A 22,043-nucleotide genomic window follows, 5' to 3' on the forward strand; every position below is an offset into this window, starting at 1 on the left:
CGGGGGGGCGGCTACCAGGGCGCGACGCGGTGCATGAAGAGGGCGCCGGCGCGGGTGGTGCCAAAACTGTTCATGTCGCCGTCGATGCCGCTTGAGTTGCCGGATTCGTGGTAGGCGCCGATGGCCAGGCGTTCGCCGCTGGCGCTGAACTCGGGGTCCTGGCCGTAGCGGATGCCGTTGATGGAGTTCGGCGCTTTGAGAAACGCGGAGTAGGTCCACTGCCCGCCCTCAAAGGCGAAGAGGAAGACGGCGCCGGAGGCGGGGAGGTCCCAATCCTGCTCCTCGCCATTGAGGCCGACGGCGCTGCTGTCGTCGAGGAAGGCGCCAATGGCGAGCATGGAGCCGTCGGCGTTGAGGCCTAAACCCTGTCCGAAGGCGGGGTTGTGGCCCTGACGGTTGAGGGGGGATTTGATGTAGGCCTCCTGGGCCCAGGTGCCGTTGGTGCGGCGGAAGACGTAGACGGCGCCGCTTTGCTGGCCGTTGTTCATCTGCTCGGCGTCGATGCCGCTGGCGTTGCTCTTTTCGATGGGGGCGTTGACGGCCAGGACGTCGCCCGCCAGCTCGACGCGGTAGCCGAAGCGGTCGCGGGTGTCGGTGTTGGAGGCTTTGATATAGGCCTCCTGGGTGCAGCAAGAGACGCCGGGCTCAAAGCTGAAGACGTAGACGGCGCCCGAGTCGTACTCCAACCCTTCGGGGTTCGTGGTGTCGGTGGGGTTGACGCCGGTGGCGGTGCTGTCTTCGTACTGCGCGCCGATCGCGAGGGTGGTGCCGTCGACGGCGACGTAGCCGCCGAAGCCGTCGCCGCCGCTGGCGTTGTCGGCTTTTAAGAACCCGACCTCACGCCAGCCCGTGTCGGCCTGGTCGTCGCGGAAGAAGACGTAGGCGGCGCCGGAGTCGGTGGCGTTGAAATCTTCGGGGTCGTCGAGGCTGTCTTCCAGCGGGGCGCCGACGACGATGGTGTTGCCGTCGGGGCTGATGTCGACGGCAGAGCCGAAGCGATCGCCGCCGCCGATCAGGTCGGAGGCTTTGAGGATGGCGCTCTCGACCCAGGCATCACCGCTTCCGGTGGTCTGACGCTCAAAGACGTAGACGGCCCCGGCGTCGGGGTGGGTGTTTTCGGTGGGGTTATCGGGGCCGCTGTCCTCATTGGGCGCGCCGACGATGAGGGTGTCGCCGCTGGCGTCGATGGCGAGGGCGTGGAGGCCGAAGTTATCGCCCACGCCCTGGTTGGAGGCGGTGATCTCGGAGTGGAGCGACCAGGTCTCATCGTCCCGGGTAAAGATGTGGACGGCGCCGTATTCAGAGAGGAGATCGAAGCCGGTGGCGCCGGGGGCGTCGTCATAAGGGGCGGCGGTGACGAGGACGGTGGCGTCGGCGTTGATGGCGTTGGCCTGGCCGAACTGGTCGTCGCCATTGGGTTCGGCGGCCTTGAAGTAGGTGCCGTTGAAGGCGTCGCAGTCGACGCCGAGGATGGTGAAGCAGGCGTCGTCGCTGAAGCATTGGGTGTCGGGACCGGAGGCGTCAGCGCCTTCGACGCTGGTGAGATCGGCGCCGCAGGGGACGCAGGCGTTGGCGTCCACGCGCTCGTCGGCGGCGCAGAGGATGGCGTCGCACGAGGTGTCTTCGCCGCCGGGGTCGTCGCCGGCTTCGTTGGTGGTGCCCGCGGGGCAGGCGGTGCAGGTGCCGGCGTCGACGTATTCGTCAACCGGACAGGGGGGAGGATCGAGCACGTCCGAATCTTCATCGGTGTCGGTGTTTTCGCCGGCGTCCGCATCCGGGGAGCTTCCCGCGTCGGTGTCGGGATCGGCATCCGGGTTCTCCCCGGCGTCGGCGTCCGCATCGCCATCCGAGGCGTCTTCGACGTCGCCCGGATCGCCGGCGTCAACATCAGGGGTATCGGCCTCCTCCTCGCCGCCACACCCCAACGTGGGGGAGAGCGTGAGAAGGGCGGTCAGGAGCAGCGGAAGGAGTGAGCCGGAGGGCTTGGGATGGAGCATGAAACACCTCATACACAGGTTGGTTTTGTGACGAGATGTATCAAAGCAGGTGTGCGCCTCGGCCTGAATGGTCATTGCGTCCAGCCCCCCCACCATCCCACGCGGGGGGCATGCCGAAGCAGGGTAAGGCTCCGGAGGGCGAGGGGGGCTGGAGCGTGCGAGCTTTGCATTCACCGCCCCTCACCCCGGTCGGCTGGCACCCGGGATCGGGCACCCGGGATCGATGGCGAGGATGAGGGGAGACGAAGCGGACGCTCAGGGGTGGGGCTCGTCGATCACGTCGATGATGAAGGGCACACACCCGAACGAGCTGCTGTGGATATGCTCCATGCGCAGCAGGTAGTCGTAGGTGCCCTCTTCGGTATAGGCGATGCCCAGGGTCAGGGGGCTGGGGGCGTTGATGACGCCAAAATCAGCGCCCAGGGTGATGCCGTCTGCGTTGGTGAGGGCGAAGCGGTAGGGCACGAGGGAGCGCACGACGTAGTAGCGGGCGGTGCCGGAGGGGACGAAGTGGCTGTACCAGTCGTTGTCATCGGTGCCGACGTCGGGGGAGTAGAAGCTGCCGTAGAATGGCGAGTCGGGCAGCGGAACGGCGTCGAGGGAGCGGCCGCCGCCGGGGGTATTGGACGAGCAGGTGTAGGTGTCGTCGAAGGTGATGTTGATTTCGTAGGGGGTGCAGCTCTGGCCTTCAGCGGCGCGCACGCGAATGAAGGTGGGCTCCAGGTCGTCGCCAAACCAGGGCTCGAACCAGCCAGGAGACGTCTTGTTATCGTAGGCGCCTCGCCAGATGGCCGAGCCCTCCGGCGTCTTGCCGAGCTCCTCGCTGTCCCAGTAGGGATCTTCGCCGGCCTCATCGCTGTATCCGGCGACGCGTTCGATCTCGATGCCCGCCGCGTCGAGGTCATCGTCGTCGGCGACGAGCTCAAACTGCCAGAAGCCCTCGGGGTCGGGGACCTCGATGCGGTAGTAGTCCCACTCGCTGTCGGCGACTCCGGAGATGGCTTCGCCAACCGCGGTGGCGATGGGGGCGTCGAAGGACGAGGTGCCCGCGCCCTCCGGTGTGCAGTCGTTGTTTTCGCCGGCGTCGGTATCTTCGCCAGCGTCGGGATCGTCTCCGGCGTCGGTATCTTCGCCAGCGTCGGGATCGTCTCCGGCGTCCGAGTCCTCGCCGGCGTCGGCGTCTTCGCCTGCATCAGACTGCACGGGAGCGGGGTCATCGTCGGCCGGGGCATCCTCGCCACAGGCCGGCGCGAGCAGAAGAAGCGGCAGCAGGCTCGTCGCAAGAACGAAGGTCGTGAAGGGAGTTGCACGCATGAAACACCTCGATACAAAGCGTCGTTGGGGTTGTTGTGACAATTCGTATCAAAGGGCAGGGGCCGCCTGGCGAGCCATAGTCATCGTGTCCATCAGCCGACCGCCGCATGCAGATGAGCGCGTCCGAAAGGGCCATTCACGCGTATAGTCAATTCGTCTATCAGGGGGCCGTCGGCTGTCAGCGCCGCCGCCGACGCCTATAATGAGGGACCTACAGCACCCTGGAGCTTCACCCGCGTGGTTCGACGAGCGCGCGGCGAGCTTACGGCATCATGCGAGGAGCGTTTTGAGTCACGTTGTACAGATTGCCCATGCCGCCTACCGCCTCGATGGCGATGACGAGGGGTGGCTCAACGAGCTGGTCGAGATGATGGGGCCCCGGCTTGATCGGGGGCGAGGATTTGTGGGGTTTCGCTGGCGGGTGGAAGAGGGGCGAGTGATTCCCGAGGAGTTCATCACCCGCGGAGGTTGGGAGGGTGACGAGACGATGTTTCGTTCCTTGTTGCAAAACCTCGACCCGACCCGGGCGCGCCTGGCCTACGAGCAACCCTATTGCTACCGCAGCCTCTCGGAGATCGCGCAGGCCCACCCGGCCTTAGAGGATCTTCGCGACGACTCGGATATGCAGCGGCTGGCCCATGATCGCGACGTGATCGACTTTGAGATGCTGCGGGTCGATGAGTCGCGCTGCCAGGGGTGGATGTTCAGCGTGATGCGCGACGAGGTCGCCGGTGTGGAGCCGGCGCGCCGTGCCCTCTGGGAGCATGTCGCCGCGCATATCGCCGCCGGCGCCAGGCTGCGTCAACGCCTGGATCGGGCCGATCTCGATGGCGCCGCCGCCATCTACGATCCTCGCACCGACCGCCTGGAGGTTCGCGAAACCACGCTGAAACCCGCCGCGCGCCGGGAGACGATCCGCGCCATGATCGCCGCACGACGCCAGGCCGACGCTCTGGCCGAGCACCGACCGCTGGAGGCGATGACGCTCTGGCAGGGGCTGGTGGCCGGGCGCTGGTCGTTGCTGGATGTGGTCGACAGCGACGGGCGCACCTACACGATCCTGCGGGAGAACGCCGTCGATGTGCGCAGCACCGTGCGCCTGAGCGAGCGAGAGCGGCAGGTCGCCTATCTTGTGGGACGCGGCCACCACACCAAGCTGGTGGCCTATGAGCTGGGGCTCTCACCCTCGACGGTGCGCTCGCAGCTGCGCTCGGCGATGCTCAAGCTCAATGTCGAGGGTCGCGCCGGGCTGATTCGTCTGGTCAGCTCGGTCTTTGAAGCGCCGAGCCCCGTCCCGATGGAGGACAGCGCGCTGCTTGCGCTCGCCGACCGGCCCTGCGATCTGCCGGCGCAGCTCACCGAGGCCGAGCGCGATGTGGCGCGTCAGGTCTACGAGGGGCTTAGCAATGAGGCCATCGCCGCGCGTCGAAAAACCTCGGTGCGAACCGTGGCCAACCAGCTGCGCGCGATCTACACAAAACTCGGGTTCAACTCGCGCGAAGAGCTCGTGCGACGGCTTGGCGGCGGCGAATCGAGCTGAGCCCTCGCCTTACGCCGCGCCGTCGGCCGCCTCATCTGTGGAGGGCTTGAGCCGGCTCCCCAGGCTGAGAATCGCCACGATGATCGCGCCGATGATCACGCCCAGGATGCCGTCGAGCCCGTAGCGCAGCGCTCCGGCAAGCGGGCCGGCGGCGTGCGCCAGGTCGTGGAAGAGGTGCTCAATCGGCGCGATATTATGTGAGAAAATCCCGCCGCCGACCAAAAACATCGCGACGGTGCCGAAGATCCCCAGCCCCTTCATGATCTTCGGGGAGGCGTTGAGCAGGAAGCTGCCCAGGGCGCTCTCGCCATTGTTTTTCTTGATGAGCTTGAGGCCCAGGTCGTCGATCTTCACGATGCCCGCGACCAGCCCGTAGACCCCCACGACCACGATCACGCTGATGGCGATGAGCGCGCCGAGCTGGGTGACAAAATCGCTGGATTGTTCGGCGACGGCGGCCAGGGCGATGACGATGATCTCGGCCGAGAGGATGAAGTCGGTGCGGATGGCGCCCTTGATCTTCTCTTTCTCAAAGGCCACCAGGTCGACCTTCTCGTCGCGGGCGGCCTTGACGAGCTCTTCCTTCTCGTGGGCCTCTTCCTCTTTATGAAAGAGCTTGTGGTGGACCTTATGCGCCCCCTCGTAGGCCAGGAAGGCGCCGCCGACGAGCAGAAGCGGGACGAGCAGCCAGGGTAAAAACGCGCTGATCAGCAGGGCGGCCGGGATGAGGATCACCTTGTTGATCATCGCGCCTCTGGCGACGGCGAAGATCACCGGGAGCTCGCGCTCGGCACCAAAGCCGGTGACCTGCTCGGCGTTCACCGCCAGGTCGTCGCCGATGAGTCCGGCGGTTTTTTTGGCGGCGACCTTCGTCATCACCGAGACGTCGTCGAGCAGCGTGGCGATATCGTCGATCAGCGTAAGCAGGCTTGTTCCGGCCATGGCAGTCCATCCTGAAAAAAGTCGTTTTAAAATATGCCGTGCGCGCCAGACTCTCGCCTTAAGTCGCGCAGACTGCAACCCCTGCGTGGGCGCGGCCTTCGACCCGGGGTCAGCTTCGCGACCGACCCAGGGTCGGATAATCCCCTTTATTTATGCGCCTTTGAGGCGTTTTCGTAGGGGCGCCCCTTGTGGGCGCCCGCGCGTAATCCAGGAGACCGAGCTTCAAGGCCTGGCGAGCAACGCAGTCCGGTTGCGCCGAACCCCCGAGCGCCCTAACGTATCTCCACTCGCAGTAAAAACCTGTCGACTCGCCCAGTGGGGGCGGTCCCTTTGCATGGAGAGAACCATGAGCGCATATGTGCAGTTGACGGACCTTCTGAACTATCGCCAACCCACCGCCGGCGCGATGCTCTTTGCGCTGCAAAAGCAGCACGCGCGCCTGAGCCCGCAGGCCGGGCAGCCGGCCGAGATCGACAATGCGGAGCTCAAAGGCATGGTCGAAGAGGCCATCGCCGTGAATACCAAAAACCGGTCGCTGACCTTCGACTGGCGAAATCAGCGCCAGACCGCCCCGCTGCAACGCGAGGGCATCGCCGAGGTCGACGCCCGCGCCGACCGCGCGCTCAGCCAGCTGGCGCGCGCCATCGCGAACTGGGCCGAGCTTGAGCTCGACCACCCCAACCGCCAGATGGCCCGCACGATGCAGGCCGCGCTCTTCCCCGAGGGCGTCGGGGTGACCACCTCGCTGCGCTACGAAGACCAGAACGCCGCCATCGATGAGCTTTTAGAGCGCCTTCAAAGCGACTATGCCAGCCAGGTCGACGCGCTGGGCCTGCAGATCTATGTCACGCAGCTGACCACGGTGAACGCCGAGTACACCGAGCGTCTCTCGGGGCTCAAAACCAACGCCATCACCTACGACCAGGTGCAGGAGGCCCACCGCGTCGGGCTGGAGGCGTATTTCGCCGTGATTCTGCGGGTGTGGAACGACTACCTGCACGACCCGGCCACCCGCGCGAAGCTCCTGGCCCCGGTCGACGAGCAGGAGCAGCGCGTGCGCGCGTATTATAAGCGCCGGCGCATCGCCCCTCCGATCGACCCGGAGACTGGCGAGGTGCTGGACGAGGTGGCGGGCGACCCGAACGCGGGGGAGCCGGCGGAGCCGGTCGCCGACCCCAGCCCCGCGCTTGATACGCTCTAATCCGCGCCAGACCCACCCAAACAGCGCCCCGGACCGCTCGATGCGGCCCGGGGCGTTTTTGCGTTGGGGCGCGTTTCCTATCGGATGCCAGCCGCAGGGCCCCGACCCCTCCAGCCACCCCATCCAGATGCCCCCTGCGCCCCCGCGTTTTTCGGAAAAGGGGGATCCCGATGCCCCCTTGAGACCCCCGGGGGGGCTCAAGCCGGCGTTTTATGCCGGCCGCAGGGCCCCGACCCCTGCGGCCCCCCCATGCAGATGCCCCCAAAAAAGCCACCGCCGCCGCGCAGGGGGGATGTGAATGGGGGGTGGGGTGGCCTCAGGGGCCTCAAGACGCCATAAAGGCGCAAATTTTGCGCCAGCCGCGCGCCGCGCCCCCCATGCCGATCCCCCCCTCGGTGGCCGGGGAGGGCGCGGGGGGGCATGGCGATGGGGGGGAGGGGGGGTATGGGGGGCGATCAGGCGCTGAGCAGCTGCGCGCTCTCCAAAAATTTCGGGTCTTTGAGCAAACGCAAGACCATGCGCGTGAACGCGCGCTGAGATTTCTCCGTATTGAGCACCTCAAGAGACAGCTTTTCGTGGTCCTTCATGGCGTCCAACACATTGTCTTTGACGCTTTTGGGGAAATCAGAGCTGCCGATAAGCTTCTCGTCGGAGTTGTTCTGCACCTGGGCCATCAGGTTTTCATCGCGGCTCATGCGCGCGGCGATGCCGGTGAGGTATTGCAATTTATCCTCCTCGTTGACCTCGGCGCCGAAGAGCTCGTTGAGCGCCTCGATGATCTCGGAGATCCGTTTCTTCTTGGGGTCGCGCGCCTTGCCCGTGCCCACGTCGGAGCCCGGCTTGAGCGGCGACTCACCATCGTGATCCGCCAGCCGTAGCTGCTGCTCGGCCCGTTTATTGAGGCGGTAATGCGTCAGGCGTAGCTCGCCGATATCGACCTCCTCAAAGAGGCGGTCGATGCGCAAAAGCGGGTGCAGGTGGCGAGCAAAAACGCTCAATTGCTCCAGCTCGGGGTCCTCGTAGGGGATGATCTGCGACATGAATTCGTAGAGGCGCACAAAGCTCTGCAGGTTTTTCCGGAAGAGCTCCAGCCCGTCGAGCTCCTCGCCGGCGACTTTCAGGTCGTGCTCGGCCTGGTTGATGGCCACGCTGTCGCCGGCGGCCTGCGCGTCGCGGCGCCGTGCCTTCGCCTGCTCCCGGGCGTCCCGGGCGGCGCTGTAGCGCTCGGCGAAGCGCGAGTGGGCGGGCTTGCAATAGTAGGCCAGCGTGGCGTTGGGAGTTTTGGGGTCAAAGAACGCCCGGGCGAAGGCCTCGACCTCCTGCCACTGGTAGATGCCCTCGTCGTTGAGCAGGTTTTGCAGATCAAAGACCTTCTGCGGGTCGGTCACGTCGCTGAGCTCGGCCTTCTTATAATAGGGCAAAAACGCGGCCAGGATGTCGGCCGCCTCGTTATAAAAGTCCAGGATGAAGGTCTGCTTGTCGTCGCTAAAGGTGCGGTTGAGGCGCGAGAGGGTCTGCACGCAGTCGACGCCCTGAAGCTTTTTGTCGACGTACATGGCGCAGAGCTTGGGCTGGTCGAAGCCGGTCTGAAACTTATTGGCCGCGATCATTACGTTGAAATCCTGGGTGTCGAAGGCCCTGGCCAGATCGCGCCCGTTCAGCCCGGGGTTGAGCAGGCTGCTGGTCTCGGTGACCTCCTCGGGGATGACCGCGTCGGGGGCAACGCTGCCCGAGAACGCCACCATGGGGTGCACATCGTCGTAGCCCATATCCTGGACGTATTTGCGCATGGCGAGTTGGTAGCGCACGGCCTCCTGGCGGCTGCTGGTGACGACCATCGCCTTGGCCTGGCCGCCGAGCAGGTGGCGCACGTGGGCGCGGAAATGCTCGACGATGACCTCGACCTTTTGCCCGATATTATGCGGGTGCAGGCGCACCCATTTGGCCAATTTGAGCCGCGCCTTTTTGGAGTCGACCTCGTCGTCCTGCTCGCCATTGGGGTGCGCGATCCGCCAGGCCGTGCTGTAGGTGGTGTAGTTGAGCAGCACGTCGAGAATAAAGCCCTCCTCGATGGCCTGGCGCATCGAGTAGAGGTGGAAGGGCTCGGGCGTATTGCCCGGCCCGGGCGGCAGCGTCGGGTCGGGGGCATGGCCGAAGAGCTCGAGGGTCTTGGGCTTGGGCGTGGCGGTAAAGGCGTAATAGCTGATGTGCTCGTTGGGCCCGCGCGCCTTTGCCGCGGCGGTGATCAGGTCCTCGGCGCTGAGCTCCTCGGCGTCGGCGCCCTCGCTGCCCAGCAACTGCTTGAGCTTGCCCGCCGAGAGGCCCGTCTGGGAGGAATGCGCCTCGTCGGCGATCACCGCGTAGCGGCCGCCGGCGAGCTGGGGGTACTTGTCCAGCGCGTCGTAGAGCGCGGGGAAGGTCTGGATGGTGACAATAATGATGCGCTTCTGCTCGAGCAGGGCACGGGCGAGCTGCTCGGATTTACTCTTGCTGCTGATCTCGCGGTTGATCGGCTGGATTACCCCGGCGGCGTGCTCGAATTGGTCGATGGTCTTTTGCAGTTGGTCGTCGAGCACCGTGCGGTCGGTGATGACGATCACCGAGTCAAAGAGGCGTTTTTCGCCGCTAGCATCGTAGAGGGACGCGAGCTGGTGGGCGGTCCAGGCGATGGAGTTCGACTTGCCCGAGCCGGCGCTATGCTGGATCAGATAGCGCCCGCCAACGCCATTCTGGTGGGTGGTCTCGACCAGCCGATTGACCACCTCCCATTGGTGGTAGCGCGGGAAGATCATCGTCTCTTTGACGGTGCGCGTGCCGTCGAAATGCTCCTCGGTCTTTTGCTCCAGGTGCAGAAAACGGGCCAGAATCTTAAGCCAGGCGTCGGGCTGAAAGAGGCGCTCCCACAGGTAGGCGGTGGCATATTGGGTGTCGTCGGCCGGGCGCGGGTTGCCCGCCCCGTCGTCCTCGCTGCCCTGATTAAAAGGCAAAAAGAAGGTGTCCTTGCCCTCCAGGCGGGTGGTCATGGCCACCTCGCTTTGACTCACCGCAAAATGCACCAGCGCGCCGCGCTTGAAGGTCAAAAGCGGCTCGTCCTTGCGGGTCAGCGGGTCTTTAGGCGGGCGGTCCTGTTTGTACTGGCGCTTGGCGTTCTCGATCGATTGTTTGAACTCGCTCTTGAGCTCGAGCGTGGCGGTGGGGATGCCATTAACGAAGAGCACCAGATCGAGGCGGGGGTTGTACGCGTTGGCGCCGGTGCGCGCGTGCGGCGAGTAGGCGACCTCGGGCACCACGCGCAGGCGGTTGCACGCGTAGCGCCGCTGGCTCTCCGGGTTCATGGCGTGGTCGGGCTTAAAGCTGCAAGTCTCGACCCGCACCCCGGGCACCTTAAACCCCTGGCGCAGCACCTTGAGTGTCCCCTGTTGCGCCAGCTCCCGCACCAATTTTTGGACCAACACCGCCTCGGGCCCATTGGGATTCATCTTGGCGAATTTCTCCCAACGCTTGGGCCACGCCTCTTTGAAATAGGTGAGGAAATCCTCGGTATAGAGCGCCGCCTCGCGGTCGTAGCCCTTAGGCGGGCCGGTCAGCCAACCCCGGGCGCACATGGCGTCGATGATATCCTGCTGGAAGGGGGCTTCTGTGCTTTTCGCCATGGGTACGACCTTGGGTGGGGACTTCGAAGGGGCTTCGTGCACGAGAAAAGAGTTTATACGGCCTCGGCCTCTTCCACGTCATGCGTTTTGGAAGGGGTGGGCGGTTGCCAGTCGCGCACGTCGATCTTGCCGGTGACGGCGGCGGAGATGAGGGCGGAGCGGCGTTCTTGGAGGAGTAAAGTTACTTGCTCTGCTTCATTAATTAACGTGTCACTTTTAGCAGTCTCTTTCTGAAGATGCGAAACGATAGCATCCTGTTCTTTCAATGGGGGAACAAGACATTCAATCATTCCTAACTTGCTTGCTTTAATGCCTAAAGCTGTTGATCCGGTTGCCAAAGTTTCCAATCTAGCCTGGCAGGCTGTGCTCATAAACCAGAACATCAAATAGTGATTATTCATTACATCCGGCTTGCCTCTGAATTTGACAATTCGCTGAGCCAAAGCAATGTCTGTTCGATCAATTAATGCAACCTGTCCGAGCGGTGCTTCCATTGTAAATAATAAATCTCCTATCTCAGGACGCCCTCTAGCCAACAGCGATTCAGCGGACTCAGGCTCAACGTATTCTTTCGATACCTCGTAGTCGATTTGTCCATTACGAATATTCCTAGCAGTAACTAAGAAAATACCATCATCAACTTTTGTTGGTGTTCTTCCTCGGTAATCCACTACTGGGCCGATAAAGTGCGTTACACCACCAACCGTCCAATGCGCCGGCACCTCCCCCAGCCACTCCACCCCGGAATCCTTCATCGGCACCGTCGGGTCGAGGCCTTTGGTGACGGCGTGGGAGATCACGGCCTGGCGCTTTTCCTGGAGCAATTCGATCAGGCGCTGCTGTTCTTCGATCAGCGCGTCGATGCGGGTGGTTTCGTGGTCGAGAAAGCGGGCGATTGTCTCAGCCTCATTTTGAGAAGGAATTGTAATCGCAATATTTCCAAGCCGTTCTGAATTTAGAATTCTAAGTACATTGCCGGTTGCGTTAATATTAAAAGCTGGTTTTAAAGTGTGCATTAAGTAAAAGAAGAATCTTTCATTTCTCTTTGGCACAACTGCTGTAATTTGCTGGTTGGTAGTTACATTAGACTCGACAAAGCCAAGCTTGCCGATGGAGCCAATGCAGCAAATTAGAGTTGATTTGCTTTTAACTGTTCGGCAAAACCTCCATCCCTTATCTGTTAAAAATCGCGAGGCCAAAACGGCATCGCCAGAATTATCAAGATCTTCAGGACGAATCCATGGCCATCCTTCTTTTGTATAATTACTCAAATCACTACTGGGTGGAGTGATTCCAGTGATGAGTTCAGCAAAAAGTTTGATATTTGCAATATCCCACCCTTTCGGAACCTCCCCCAACCACTCCACCCCAGAATCTTTATACGCTGGATATTTAGGATAACTCATGCCGACAACTCCTCGATCATCTGCTTAATCCGGTCCGTACAGGCCTTCAAATCCCGGTCAATCTCCTCGAGCGGGCGCGGCGGCTCAAACACATAAAAATGGCGATTAAACGGGATCTCAAAACCGACGATGCCGACCTCGCCGTCGAGCTCGTCGCGTTTGTCTTCGTCGATCCAGGCGTCGGGGACGTGGGGTTTTACCTCGCGTTCAAAATACTCGTAGACCGACTCGCCGAGGGGGACGTTTTCGTAGTCGCGCAGGGAGGTGTCGGCCTCGGTATCGCCTTTGTATTTGCCGCTGGGGACGAGGCAGATATCGGCATCGGGGTCCTGCTCGCTCAGGGCGCTGAGGATGGCGCGGCGCTCGGGGGCGCGCAGCTCGATTCCGTGGGCCTTCAGGGCCTTGTTAAGCGTCTTTTTGAAGCGGGGGCGGCTCAAGTAGCGCTCGGCGGGGTCGAGGGTCTGCAGGGCCTGCATGAGCTGGGCGCGGGCGTCGTCGTCCATTTTTTCGATCATGCGTTCTTCGGGCACGCGGGCGAGGCGCTCGGGGCTGGCCTGGAAGTTCAGGCGAAGGGGGCGCTCGACGGTGATGCGGCGGTAGCCGAAGGCGTCGTTGGGAAAGATTTTGCTGGTTGGGGTCTCGGCGAAATCACCGAAAAGGCGCACGATCTGGTCGATCTGCTCCTCGGTGATGTAGTGGCGTTTGCTGCCCAGCGATTTGCGCATTTTGGCGAACTGGTCGCTGGCGTCGATAAGCTGCACTTTACCCTGGCGCTCGGCGGCCTTTTTGTTGGACAGAATCCATATATAGGTGGCGATGCCGGTGTTGTAGAACATGTCGGTGGGCAGGGCGATAATGGCCTCGACCAGGTCATTCTGCAGCAGATAGCGCCGAATCTCGGACTCGCCAGACCCCGCGCCCCCGGTGAAGAGCGGCGAGCCGTTGAGGATGATGCCGATGCGCGAGCCCCCCTCTTGCGGGTCGCGCATCTTGCTGACCAGGTGCATCAAAAAGAGGAGCGAGCCGTCGGAGACGCGCGGCAGGCCGGGGCCAAAACGCCCGTTGAAGCCGCGCTCTTTATGCTCGCGGGTGATTTGCTTTTTGACCTTCTTCCATTCGACGCCAAAGGGCGGGTTGCTCAGCATGAAGTCGAATTTGGTGCCGGCGAGTTGGTCGTCGGAGAGGGTGTTGCCGAGCTTGATCTGCGAGACGTCTTTGCCCTTGATGAGCATATCGGCCTTACAGATCGCGTAGGACTCGGGGTTGAGCTCCTGGCCAAAGAGCGAGACCGTGACCTGGCGGGTCATGGATTCGATGTATTCGTCGCCCTCCGACAAAAAGCCGCCGGTGCCCGCGGTGGGGTCGTAGATGGTGACGATCTTGTGGGGGGCGAGCTTTTCGTCCTGGCCGGTGAGCACCAGCGAGGTGGTGAGGTGGACGATATCGCGCGGGGTAAAGTGCTCCCCGGCGGTCTCGTTGGAGCTCTCGGCGAATTTTCGGATCAGCTCCTCGAAGATGATGCCCATGCCGAAATTGCTGATGTGCTTCGGGCTCAGGTCGGTGGCGGCAAAACGCTGCACCACCATATAGAGCAGGTTGGCGTTCTGGAGCTGCTGCACGAAATTCTCGAACTCAAAATGCTCGAAGATTTCGCGCGCGTCGCTGCTAAACGACTGCACATAGCTCATCAGATCCGCGGCGGTCTGGGTGTCCGAGAGCGTGGCCAGCGTGAGCGGCGAGGCGTTGAAGAATTGCAGGTCCCCGGCGGCGCGCAGCAGCAGCATTTCGCGCACCGCGTCCGGCTTTGTTTGATGGGCCGCGGCCGCGCTCAAGACCGCTTCTTTGGTGGGCTCGAGCACGCATTCCATACGCCTCAGGAGCGTGAAGGGCAAAATGATGCGGCCGTATTGCGATTGCTTAAAATCGCCGCGTAAGAGGTCGGCGACGGACCATAAGAACGCGGCGGTTTGAGAGTGGTTTTCGGTATTCACGCGGGTACTCCTGCTATGAACCACCTCGCCAGTTTGACCGAGCGAGGGATGTGGACTGCATCAAGCAAAGCGGCGCCTCAAGCCGGTAAAAACGGGCGAAGCGGCCCTTGCATGGGGGGGATGATAGGTAAGACGAAGGCTGTGGAAGGGTCAAGGCGAAGCCGCCACCCCGTCAACGCGCCGCGCCCTGCTCCGGCAGCACCCAGTCAAAGTGCACCAGCCCCCGGGGCTCTTTCGCCAGATCCACCTCCGGGTCGATAAAGCGGCTGGAGGGCCGCCCGTTGAGCGAGAGGTGGGCGTCGGCAAAGACCTGCGGGTGCTCCACCCCGCGGCTGCGAAAATCCGCCGCGATGTGGTGGGCGAGCTGCAGGATCATGTCGGGGCTGCCGGTGGCGAGCTGGAGCTGGCGGTCGTTGAGGAAGGTGCGGGGGTAGACCACCCAGCGGCGCTCGCTGTTGGCATCGCGCACCTCGAATTTCAAAAAGCCGCTCTTCTCGATGAGCATCACCCGCCAGGAGAAGCGCCAGCCCTCCTGGTTCCAGAGCACGTTGCCCGGGTAGAGCAGGTGGCGCATGGGCAGAGCGAGCTGCACCGCTACATAAAGGGCCAGCGCCGCCGTGCCCATCTGGCGAAGCAGGGGGGAGCGGGGCGGCAGATGCTCGGGGAGCTCGGGGGCCTGGTAGGGCACTTTTTTGAACCTAGCCCAGAGCCTGCGCGGCCAGTCCGGATCAAAGAAGATCGGCGTGAGCGCGATCATGATCAGCGGAAAGAGGCCGATGTTAAACAAAAGCCCCGTGGCCACATGGAAGACCACCACGGTCAGGTAGGCCCACAGCCGGGTGGGGCGCCAGAGGAGAAAGAAGACGATCGTCAGGTCGAAGAGGCACCCGGCGATGCTCATCGCCTGGCCGAGCCAGGGCAGATCGAAGAGGTGGCCCACCAGCGGAAAATCGGTGCGGGCGGCCAGCCAGATCGTCATCGGCTCGCCATGGAAGAGCCAGTCTTTTTCGAGCTTGGCGACGCCGGCGAAGAAGTACACGCAGCCCAACTGAAAGCGAAAGATCCAGGCGGGCCAGGCGGGCATCCAGTCTCGGCGCAGCTCCGGTTTGCGCAGGGCGTCGAGCGAGTAGGCCCGATGCAGGGGCATGAAGATCATCAGCAGGGCGACCAGGCTGACGAAATAATAATGGTTTAAATACGCGGTCTTATCGATCAGCTCCACATACGTGAACATCCCAAAGACCAGCGCGATACTCGCCCTGTAAAAAAGCCCGGCCGCGACACACAGACCCAGAAGCCCCATCAGGGCGTAATGGACGTGCATGCCGATGCCGGGCCAGGGTTTCACCCAGTCAAACCCCCAGTAGGTAAAATGGTACTCGGGGGTGACATAAAGCTCGGTGACCCAGCCGTAACCCAGGTAGCGGGCCGCGCCGACGAAGATGGCGATGCCAAAGGCGGCGCGGAAAAACGCCAGCGCCGAGGCCGGGACCGGAGCAAAGAGGGCGCGCATTTAGTCGTTATCACCTTCCACGGTCGTGGGGTTGATGCCCAGGAGCGTGGAGACCTCGCCACTGATGACCTGGTTGAGCTGGTCGACGGCGTCGATGGCCGCCTGCACGGCGTCGGCGTCGTTGACGACCGTCTCGGCCAGGGGCTCATCGAGGGCTTCCAGCGCGCTGCGGGCCGCCGCGATGCGGTCGCGCACGGTCTGGTCGACGTTGCCGGCGGCCTGGCGGAACTGCACGTAGTCGCTCAGGCCCATCGCCTCGTCGGTGCCCAGGTAGAGGCGCTCCACGCCCTCAAAGGCCCAGAGCGCGTGGTCGACAGACGTGTTGGAGTAGGGGGCCTCAACATCTTCGGGTTTCGGCGCGCCTTCGTTGCCCATCAGGGGCACACCGAGCTTCATCTCGGAGATCTGCACCAGCGCGAAGAGCATCGTGCCGGTGATGGACGTGAACGCGTCCTGCTCGGAGGGGAAGGCGTCGGAGGAGCCCGCCTCCACAAACTGCGTCAGGTAGCCATCGCCCTCGGGCGACCAGCGGTTGTGGTACTCGGCGACGATACCTGCGGCGTGGTCGGTGACCGCCAGCAGGTACTCGCAGCGCTTCTCGGGCAGGTGCTCGGCGTCGGTGTAGGCGGCCAGGGTGTCGGCGGCGCCTTCGGGCGCGCCGAAGAGCAGGTAGCCCGCGGCGGGGTAGCCAAAGACACGGTCGCGGTAGTCCAGCCCCGTGATGTAGGCCTCGTCGATGGTCGCCTCGGTGTCGAGCGCGGCCTCGATGTTTTCGCCGCGACCGGGCCATTTATCGACGTTCATCGACATCTGCACGCGGGGCACGCGCGCCGGGCCAAAGGAGAAGGACTCGGAGCGCTTCAGCGGTGCTTTGACGGCCAGCCAGGCGTCGCGGGCGGCTTCCAGCGTGGTGGCGTCGGGCGCGTCGCAGAAGGCCTGCGCCGCCGTATCAAGCGCCTGCGAGGCGGCGTAGAGCGCGTCGACCGTGGGCATGATCACGCCCGTGCCCATGCCTTCGATGACCGCGCCGCGGTCGAACTCGGCTTCATCCTCGCCACAGCCCACAACGAGGGCCATGCCCGCCAGGGCTGCGGCGGAAAAAGCGGTGATGTTGCGAAGCGTCGTGCGATTCAGTGCGTCCATCGAAGTCCTCCAAAGATGTGTCGAGGCAAGCCGGGCTGAATGCCCCGTGGCGAGCGCGAAGCGATGTAGGTTTGGTCCAGCAGGTTCTTGGCGACGGCGTAGACCGTCAGGTTCAAAGGCTCAAAGGTGTAGGAGACCTGAGCGCCCAGGATAAAGCGCGGGTCGATCACGCCGCGAAGCCCGTCGGTGGAGGGCTCCTCGGATTCGACCTTGTCGGTGTACTGCGCGCCGACGTAGTTGGCGTCGGCCTGCACGGTGAGGCCCGAGGGATGCACCAGGCCCACGCGGGCGGCCACCTGATGCTCGGGAGCGTAGGGGAGCGTCTGGCCTAAAAGGGCGCCGCTCCAGCCCTCACCGAACTCGCTGTGCACGTAGGTGTAGTTGGCCATCACCGGGATGCCAAAGCTCAGGCCCAGCGCGCGGCCCGCATCCAGGCTCACGCTGGCCTCGGCCCCCACATGCGTCGACTCGCCGCCGTTGACCACGCCCTCGGCCACCGCGCCGCCGGCCTCGTTGGGGGCGACGACCTGGTTCTGGAAGTCGAGGAGGAACGCGGCCAGCTCGGCCGACAACCAGGTGTTGGCACGCAGACGCGCGCCCAGCTCGTAGTTCCAGGAGGACTCGGCCTCCAGCGTGATGGAGTCGCCGTCGGTGGTCACCGCGTCTTTGGTGCGGGGCGGGGCCCAGCCGCGGTGCGCGCCGGCAAAGAGGATCAGCGGGCGCGCCACTTCAAAGGAGAGGCCCACGCCGGGGAGCAGCGCCATGATGTGGTTGGGGTTCTCCGGCGCCGGGTTGAGATCGGTGGGCGCGGTGCCGCCACCTTCTTGCTCCACCGGGCGGCGGTAGAAGATCTGGTTCGTCCACAGGCTCTCCAGGCGCGCGCCCGGGGAGACGATGAGGCGCTCGTCCAGCAGCATGAAGCGGTTGAGGGCGTAGGCGGCCAGCGCGTAACCCAGGCGCTCCTGATCGGTGGAGATCACGCCCGAGGAGGAGGCGGCGTGCTCGCCATTGATGCGCTCCTCATCGGTCTGCTCGTAGTGGAAACGCACGCCCGTCTGCAGCTCGCTGGTCAGCGCGCCGGCGCTCCAGGCCAGGGTGAGGCGAGGCTCGACGCCGGCCACGTTAAACTCGCGGTTGCGGTTGCCGGAGGAGTCGCGAAAGAAAATCGTCGAGCCGTCTTCGGGCGCGTTGGCGCTGCCGGTGATGTCGCGGCCCTGACCGTCGATGATGCGCTCGTAGTCGAAGCCGCGGTCGGTGCGGTCGAAGTCCTGGCGGCGCCAGTTGCGCGCGATGTTATGGGCGTAAAAACGCGTCTCCAGGATGGCGCTGTCGCCCAGAAACGCCGCGTGGGTGAGCGCGGCGGCGTAGCGGCGCAGCGTGAACTCGTCGTTCTCGGCGAAGTTAAAATCGGGGTTGGTTTCGTACTGCGGCGTCGTCAGCCCCAGGTAGGTCGAGGCGGAGGTCTCGTCGTAGATGCCCAGGCTGAAGGTCAACGCCTGGTTGTCGGCCGGGTTGCCGGAGAGCTTCAGGTTAAAGTCGCTGCGCACCAGGTTGAGGTTGCGCGGGCCGGTAAAGCGCTGGTGCATGCCGCTGACCAGGTAGCCAAAACCCTCGTGGGTGTCGCCGACCGAGAAGCGCCCGGAGCCAAAGCCGTAGGTGCCGCCCGAGAGGTCGGCCGTCATCGAGAACGCGTCGGGGGTCGGTGGCGTGATGTAGTTGATGACCCCGCCGATGGTCTGCGGCCCGAAGAGGATCGAGCCCGAGCCCTTGACCACCTCAATGCGCTCCATGTTCTCGATGGGCGGCGCGTAATACATCTCCGGCTCGCCATAGGGGGCGAGCGAGATGGGCACGCCGTCCTGGAGCATCAGGACCTTGCGGCTGCGGTTGGGGTTTAAGCCCCGGATGCCGATGTTCTGGCGCAGGCCCATGCCCTCCTCATCCTGCACCGCCACGCCGGGGACCATCTGCAGGGCCTCGTTGGCGTTGAGCGGGCGCTGGCGCTCGAGCTCCTCGCGGGTGATGACCTCGGCGCTGCCGGGCACCGCCTCCAGATCGTCGGGGGCTTCACCGACCACGTTGATCGCCGCGGCGCGCGCACGCTGGCGGGTCACCTCGGTGGACGTTGTCTCGGTGGAGGTGTCGGGTTCTTCAGCGTTTTTGCGATCTTGCGACGCCTCGGGCTGGGCATCGCCCGCGCTGACCTCGGCGTCGGCATCAGCGGGTTGGGCAAACGCAGGGGTCGGCAGCGCGAAGGCCAGAAGAAGAAAGGAGGGGGAGAGCAGGTGGGGGATACGACGCATCAGACATCCCGGGGAAGGGCAGAAAACAACGAAGGGGGGCCAACCCACGGACACAAAAAAGTGGGGTAGCGGGCCGCCTTTGAGGCGACCCGCTACCCCGCCGGATTATTCGAGGGTTTCCAGAATGTCCAGCATGGCGTTGCGCAGCGCGGTGGTGTCGATCGTGGTGCTGCCGTCACGGATTTCGCTCAGGCCGGTGTAGAAGTAGTTGGCGTCGTCACGCTCGACCATGCCGTCGGGGTAGAGGCCGTCGAGCACGGCCTGGGCCGCGTCGGCGTCGACGCTCTCGGCGTAGGGGGCCAGGGCATCCCAGATCACGCGGGCTTCGATGATTTTGATGTCGGCGTTTTCTTCGGTGAGCACGTCGACTTCGTGCAGGGCGTAGTGGCCCAGCGCCGAGAGCATCAGGCGGTCGATGTTGGCCATCGCCGCGTCGTACTCCGCGTCTTCGCCGAGCACGTCGTCGTTGCTCGCGGTGCCGTTGGCCAGCGCGTAGCGGGCTTCAATGAAGGAGTTGAAGATGGGCGTGACCAGGGTCAGGCCGTACTCCGCCTCACGGGCCACGGCGTTGTTGGCCAGGGGCGCCGCGTCGCGCGGGGTGCCGTCGAAGTTCAGGCCAAAGTAGCCGTAGGCCTCGTCGAAGTTCTTGCGCTTCTTGAGGTAAAGCTCGTGGTAGACCGAGTAGTAGAAGAAGACCTGCAGGCCCTTATCGATGACCTGACCGGCCCAGGCGACATCCGCCTCGGTGGCACCGGCGGCGCCCATCGCGATCGCGTTGGTGATCTGACCGTCCCAGAACTCGCCGACGTTTTCGTGGCCCCAGCCCTCGGTGTCGAGGTGGTCGTCGGTGCGACCGGCGACCTTGGCGTTGAGGTCGTAGGCTTCATAGAGATCTTCGATCTGCCCGTAGACCTCCGCGGCGTTTTCGGTGGTGGCCGTCTTGCGCAGGGTCACGATCTCGGCGTGGGATTCCAGCCGGGCGATCTGGTTGGTCATGTTCTGTTCGTCGAAGGGACGAAACTCCGAGTAGTCGATCGCTTCGGTGTTGGGCTCTTCGGTGTCGGTGGCTTCGCCGCAGGCGGTGGAGACCATCAGAAGGGCCGAGAGGGCGGTGAGCGACCAACGGTTCTTGATGAGATTCAGCATGGGTACAACCTGTCGTCTTTGGGGTGATGAAAATGAAATTGATTTTCATAAACACGCTGATGCGCGAGGGATAGGTAAAAGAAGACGAGGGGGTTGGCAAGCAAAAAAGGGAAAGAAATGCGCCCGTATAGCGCCGGTGGCGTCAGCGGGGGCGAAGGCGCGGTGCGGCAGGTTGTCGCGCCGGGGAGCGCCGCCCCCCCGGCGTAAGCGCGGGGGCGGCGAGGCGGGTGGTGGGCTCAGTCTTCGATCACAAAGGCGCCGCGCATGTCGGCGTGACCGGTCACCGCGCAGCGGTACCCGCTGAGCGTCGGGGTGTTCGGGGTGCCAGGGGTGCCGTCTTCACCCAGGAGCTCGCCGGCGACCGTAAAGCGCATAAGGGGGCCATCGTCGATCCAGGCGACTCGCGGATCGGACTCGGGGGCGGGGTCGAGGCCGCGCCCCTGGCTGGCGAGGAGCACGTCGTCGCGGCGTTGCGCGGCCAGATCCAGAAGATCGAAGGGGTGGACGTTGATGCCCTGGTTGTTGATCTCGTAGCGCCAGCCCCGCTTGAGCGTCACGGTGGGGTTCCAGGCCTCCGTGTCGCTGATGGCGTCGGTGAACTCCGCGGGCTCGGCGCTCTCAAAGAGGTAGGCGGTGGTGCCGAGCGAGGCCATCTCAAAGCGCACCGCCGGGGCCGGGTCGGCCGGATCGGCGTGGGTGGCCTCAAAGCTAAGGTCGAGGGGCGCGCCGCCGGCGTCGGTCTGCAGCGTGTCGACGGCCTCATCAAGCTCGCCATCCTCATCGACGTCTTCAAAGAGGCGAACCCGCAGCGTTTCGCCCGGGGTGGTGATGGGGCGGCTTAAGGTGAGGGGCAGCATTTCAAAAAGCCCGGGTGTCAGCGGCGCGACGGCGATCGCAACCTCGTCGGCGTCGAGGATGGCGAGGAGTGCGGGGCGATCGCTGCTCACCGAGGCGATGGTGACGCGGGTGGAGAACTCCAGCGTCTGGTCGGTGACCTGCAACCCGGCGGTGGGAACGCGAACCAGAATCGCCGCGACGACGGGCTCGCCATAGGCGTTCAACGCCGGCGGATCGTCGGGGGTCTCCGCGCCGGCATCGTAGCCAAAGACGCCGTCGTGGGGGGCGTCGCGGTGCAGCCGGGCCAGCAGCCACTCCCCGTCCTCAAGCTCGCGGGGCAGGCTCACCGCCACATCCTGACGATCGCCGGCCTCCACCTCGACGCTCGCCAGCAGTTCGCCGCTGCTGCTCAGATCGCCCGGATCGTCGAGCTCGTAGATGGCGACCCAGCCGGGCTGGGAGGCACGAACCTGCGCGATGCTCACCTCATCGCGCACCTCGGTGAGCACCTGGCGCTCCACCTCCAGAAGATCCTCGGGCTCGGCGTCGGCGTCGGGAGTGTCGGTGTCGGTGTCGCTGCTCGCGTCGGTGCCGGCGTCAGTCTCGATGTCCGCATCCGTGTCGTGGGTATGCTCCGGGGCGTCGTCTTCCGGCGAGCCACAGGCGGCGATGGCGAGGAGGAGGGCGATGAAGAGAAGACGTTGCGGCATAGGGAACTCCGAGACGAGCACTTCATGATGTGAAGAGGGGCTTTGGGCCTTTTGAAGATAAAGGGTCGCGTCGTAGCTGGCGAGTTGCCGCGGCAGCCGACGCGAGAAGACGCGCTGTTGCGAGGAGGCTTCCGGGGATGCGACCGACCCGGATGCGACCGACCCGGGGTCGTGCAAGGGCCAGTGTTTATGCGGGGGATCGCCGTGGTGCCTGGAGACCATTGAGGCTTGCGGTAGGGTATGTTTTCGGAGCGAAACGCCCTGTCGTTGACCTTGCTGGCGAGGGAGGCAGGTGCTTCGGGGAGTTGTAGATAACGCGAGTACGCTCTACCGTCGCCAGGTTTCTT

Annotated in this window: 13 protein-coding genes; 2 read left to right on the forward strand and 11 right to left on the reverse strand. The window is 64.1% G+C overall.

Going from position 1 to position 22,043, the window contains the following annotated elements; genetic code table 11:
• Positions 1–11: 11 nt before the first annotated feature.
• Both FRC98_RS17120 and FRC98_RS21695 read right to left on the reverse strand, forming a co-directional pair.
• A complete protein-coding gene (locus FRC98_RS17120) occupies positions 12–1,997 on the reverse strand; it encodes an FG-GAP repeat protein (protein ID WP_230467725.1) in 1,986 nt (661 codons plus the stop codon).
• Positions 1,998–2,252: 255 nt separating this feature from the next.
• A complete protein-coding gene (locus FRC98_RS21695; protein WP_230467726.1) occupies positions 2,253–3,311 on the reverse strand; it encodes a hypothetical protein in 1,059 nt (352 codons plus the stop codon).
• A gap of 286 nt (positions 3,312–3,597) precedes the next feature.
• Between FRC98_RS21695 and FRC98_RS17130 the strand changes: the two genes are divergently transcribed.
• On the forward strand, positions 3,598–4,851 hold the full coding sequence (locus tag FRC98_RS17130; protein ID WP_146982650.1) for a helix-turn-helix transcriptional regulator: 1,254 nt from the start codon (positions 3,598–3,600) through the stop codon (positions 4,849–4,851).
• A 9-nt stretch (positions 4,852–4,860) separates the two neighbouring features.
• On the opposite strand, the gene FRC98_RS17135 is transcribed toward FRC98_RS17130, so the two are convergent.
• Positions 4,861–5,793 carry a DUF808 domain-containing protein gene (locus FRC98_RS17135; RefSeq protein ID WP_146982651.1) on the reverse strand — a complete coding sequence of 311 codons (933 nt, stop codon included), beginning with the start codon at positions 5,791–5,793 and terminating at the stop codon, positions 4,861–4,863.
• 346 nt (positions 5,794–6,139) lie between these two features.
• Between FRC98_RS17135 and FRC98_RS17140 the strand changes: the two genes are divergently transcribed.
• Positions 6,140–6,994 carry a DUF6261 family protein gene (locus tag FRC98_RS17140; protein ID WP_146982652.1) on the forward strand — a complete coding sequence of 285 codons (855 nt, stop codon included), beginning with the start codon at positions 6,140–6,142 and terminating at the stop codon, positions 6,992–6,994.
• A gap of 455 nt (positions 6,995–7,449) precedes the next feature.
• Here FRC98_RS17140 and FRC98_RS17145 read toward each other — a convergent pair whose 3' ends face one another.
• From FRC98_RS17145 to FRC98_RS17180, 8 genes are all read right to left on the reverse strand, one after another.
• Positions 7,450–10,647 (reverse strand): type I restriction endonuclease subunit R, encoded by a 3,198-nt coding sequence (locus tag FRC98_RS17145; RefSeq protein WP_146982653.1) that lies wholly within the window; start codon positions 10,645–10,647, stop codon positions 7,450–7,452.
• A gap of 53 nt (positions 10,648–10,700) precedes the next feature.
• A complete protein-coding gene (locus tag FRC98_RS17150; RefSeq protein WP_146982654.1) occupies positions 10,701–12,053 on the reverse strand; it encodes a restriction endonuclease subunit S in 1,353 nt (450 codons plus the stop codon).
• On the reverse strand, positions 12,050–14,044 hold the full coding sequence (locus FRC98_RS17155; RefSeq protein WP_146982655.1) for a type I restriction-modification system subunit M: 1,995 nt from the start codon (positions 14,042–14,044) through the stop codon (positions 12,050–12,052). Before FRC98_RS17155 ends, FRC98_RS17150 begins: the two co-directional genes overlap by 4 nt.
• Positions 14,045–14,216: 172 nt before the next feature.
• Positions 14,217–15,557, reverse strand: coding sequence for an HTTM domain-containing protein (locus tag FRC98_RS17160; protein WP_146982656.1), 1,341 nt, complete (start codon positions 15,555–15,557; stop codon positions 14,217–14,219).
• Positions 15,558–16,700 carry an imelysin family protein gene (locus tag FRC98_RS17165; RefSeq protein WP_146982657.1) on the reverse strand — a complete coding sequence of 381 codons (1,143 nt, stop codon included), beginning with the start codon at positions 16,698–16,700 and terminating at the stop codon, positions 15,558–15,560. It abuts the gene before it with no gap.
• Positions 16,688–19,003, reverse strand: coding sequence for a TonB-dependent receptor family protein (locus tag FRC98_RS17170; RefSeq protein WP_146982658.1), 2,316 nt, complete (start codon positions 19,001–19,003; stop codon positions 16,688–16,690). Before FRC98_RS17170 ends, FRC98_RS17165 begins: the two co-directional genes overlap by 13 nt.
• 105 nt (positions 19,004–19,108) lie before the next feature.
• Complete coding sequence (locus FRC98_RS17175) at positions 19,109–20,149, reverse strand: hypothetical protein (RefSeq protein ID WP_146982659.1); 1,041 nt, start codon at positions 20,147–20,149, stop codon at positions 19,109–19,111.
• Between the two features lie 236 nt (positions 20,150–20,385).
• Positions 20,386–21,696 (reverse strand): DUF7282 domain-containing protein, encoded by a 1,311-nt coding sequence (locus FRC98_RS17180; protein WP_146982660.1) that lies wholly within the window; start codon positions 21,694–21,696, stop codon positions 20,386–20,388.
• Between the last annotated feature and the right edge of the window lie 347 nt (positions 21,697–22,043).

The organism is Lujinxingia vulgaris (assembly GCF_007997015.1).
Lineage (GTDB): Bacteria > Myxococcota_A > Bradymonadia > Bradymonadales > Bradymonadaceae > Lujinxingia > Lujinxingia vulgaris.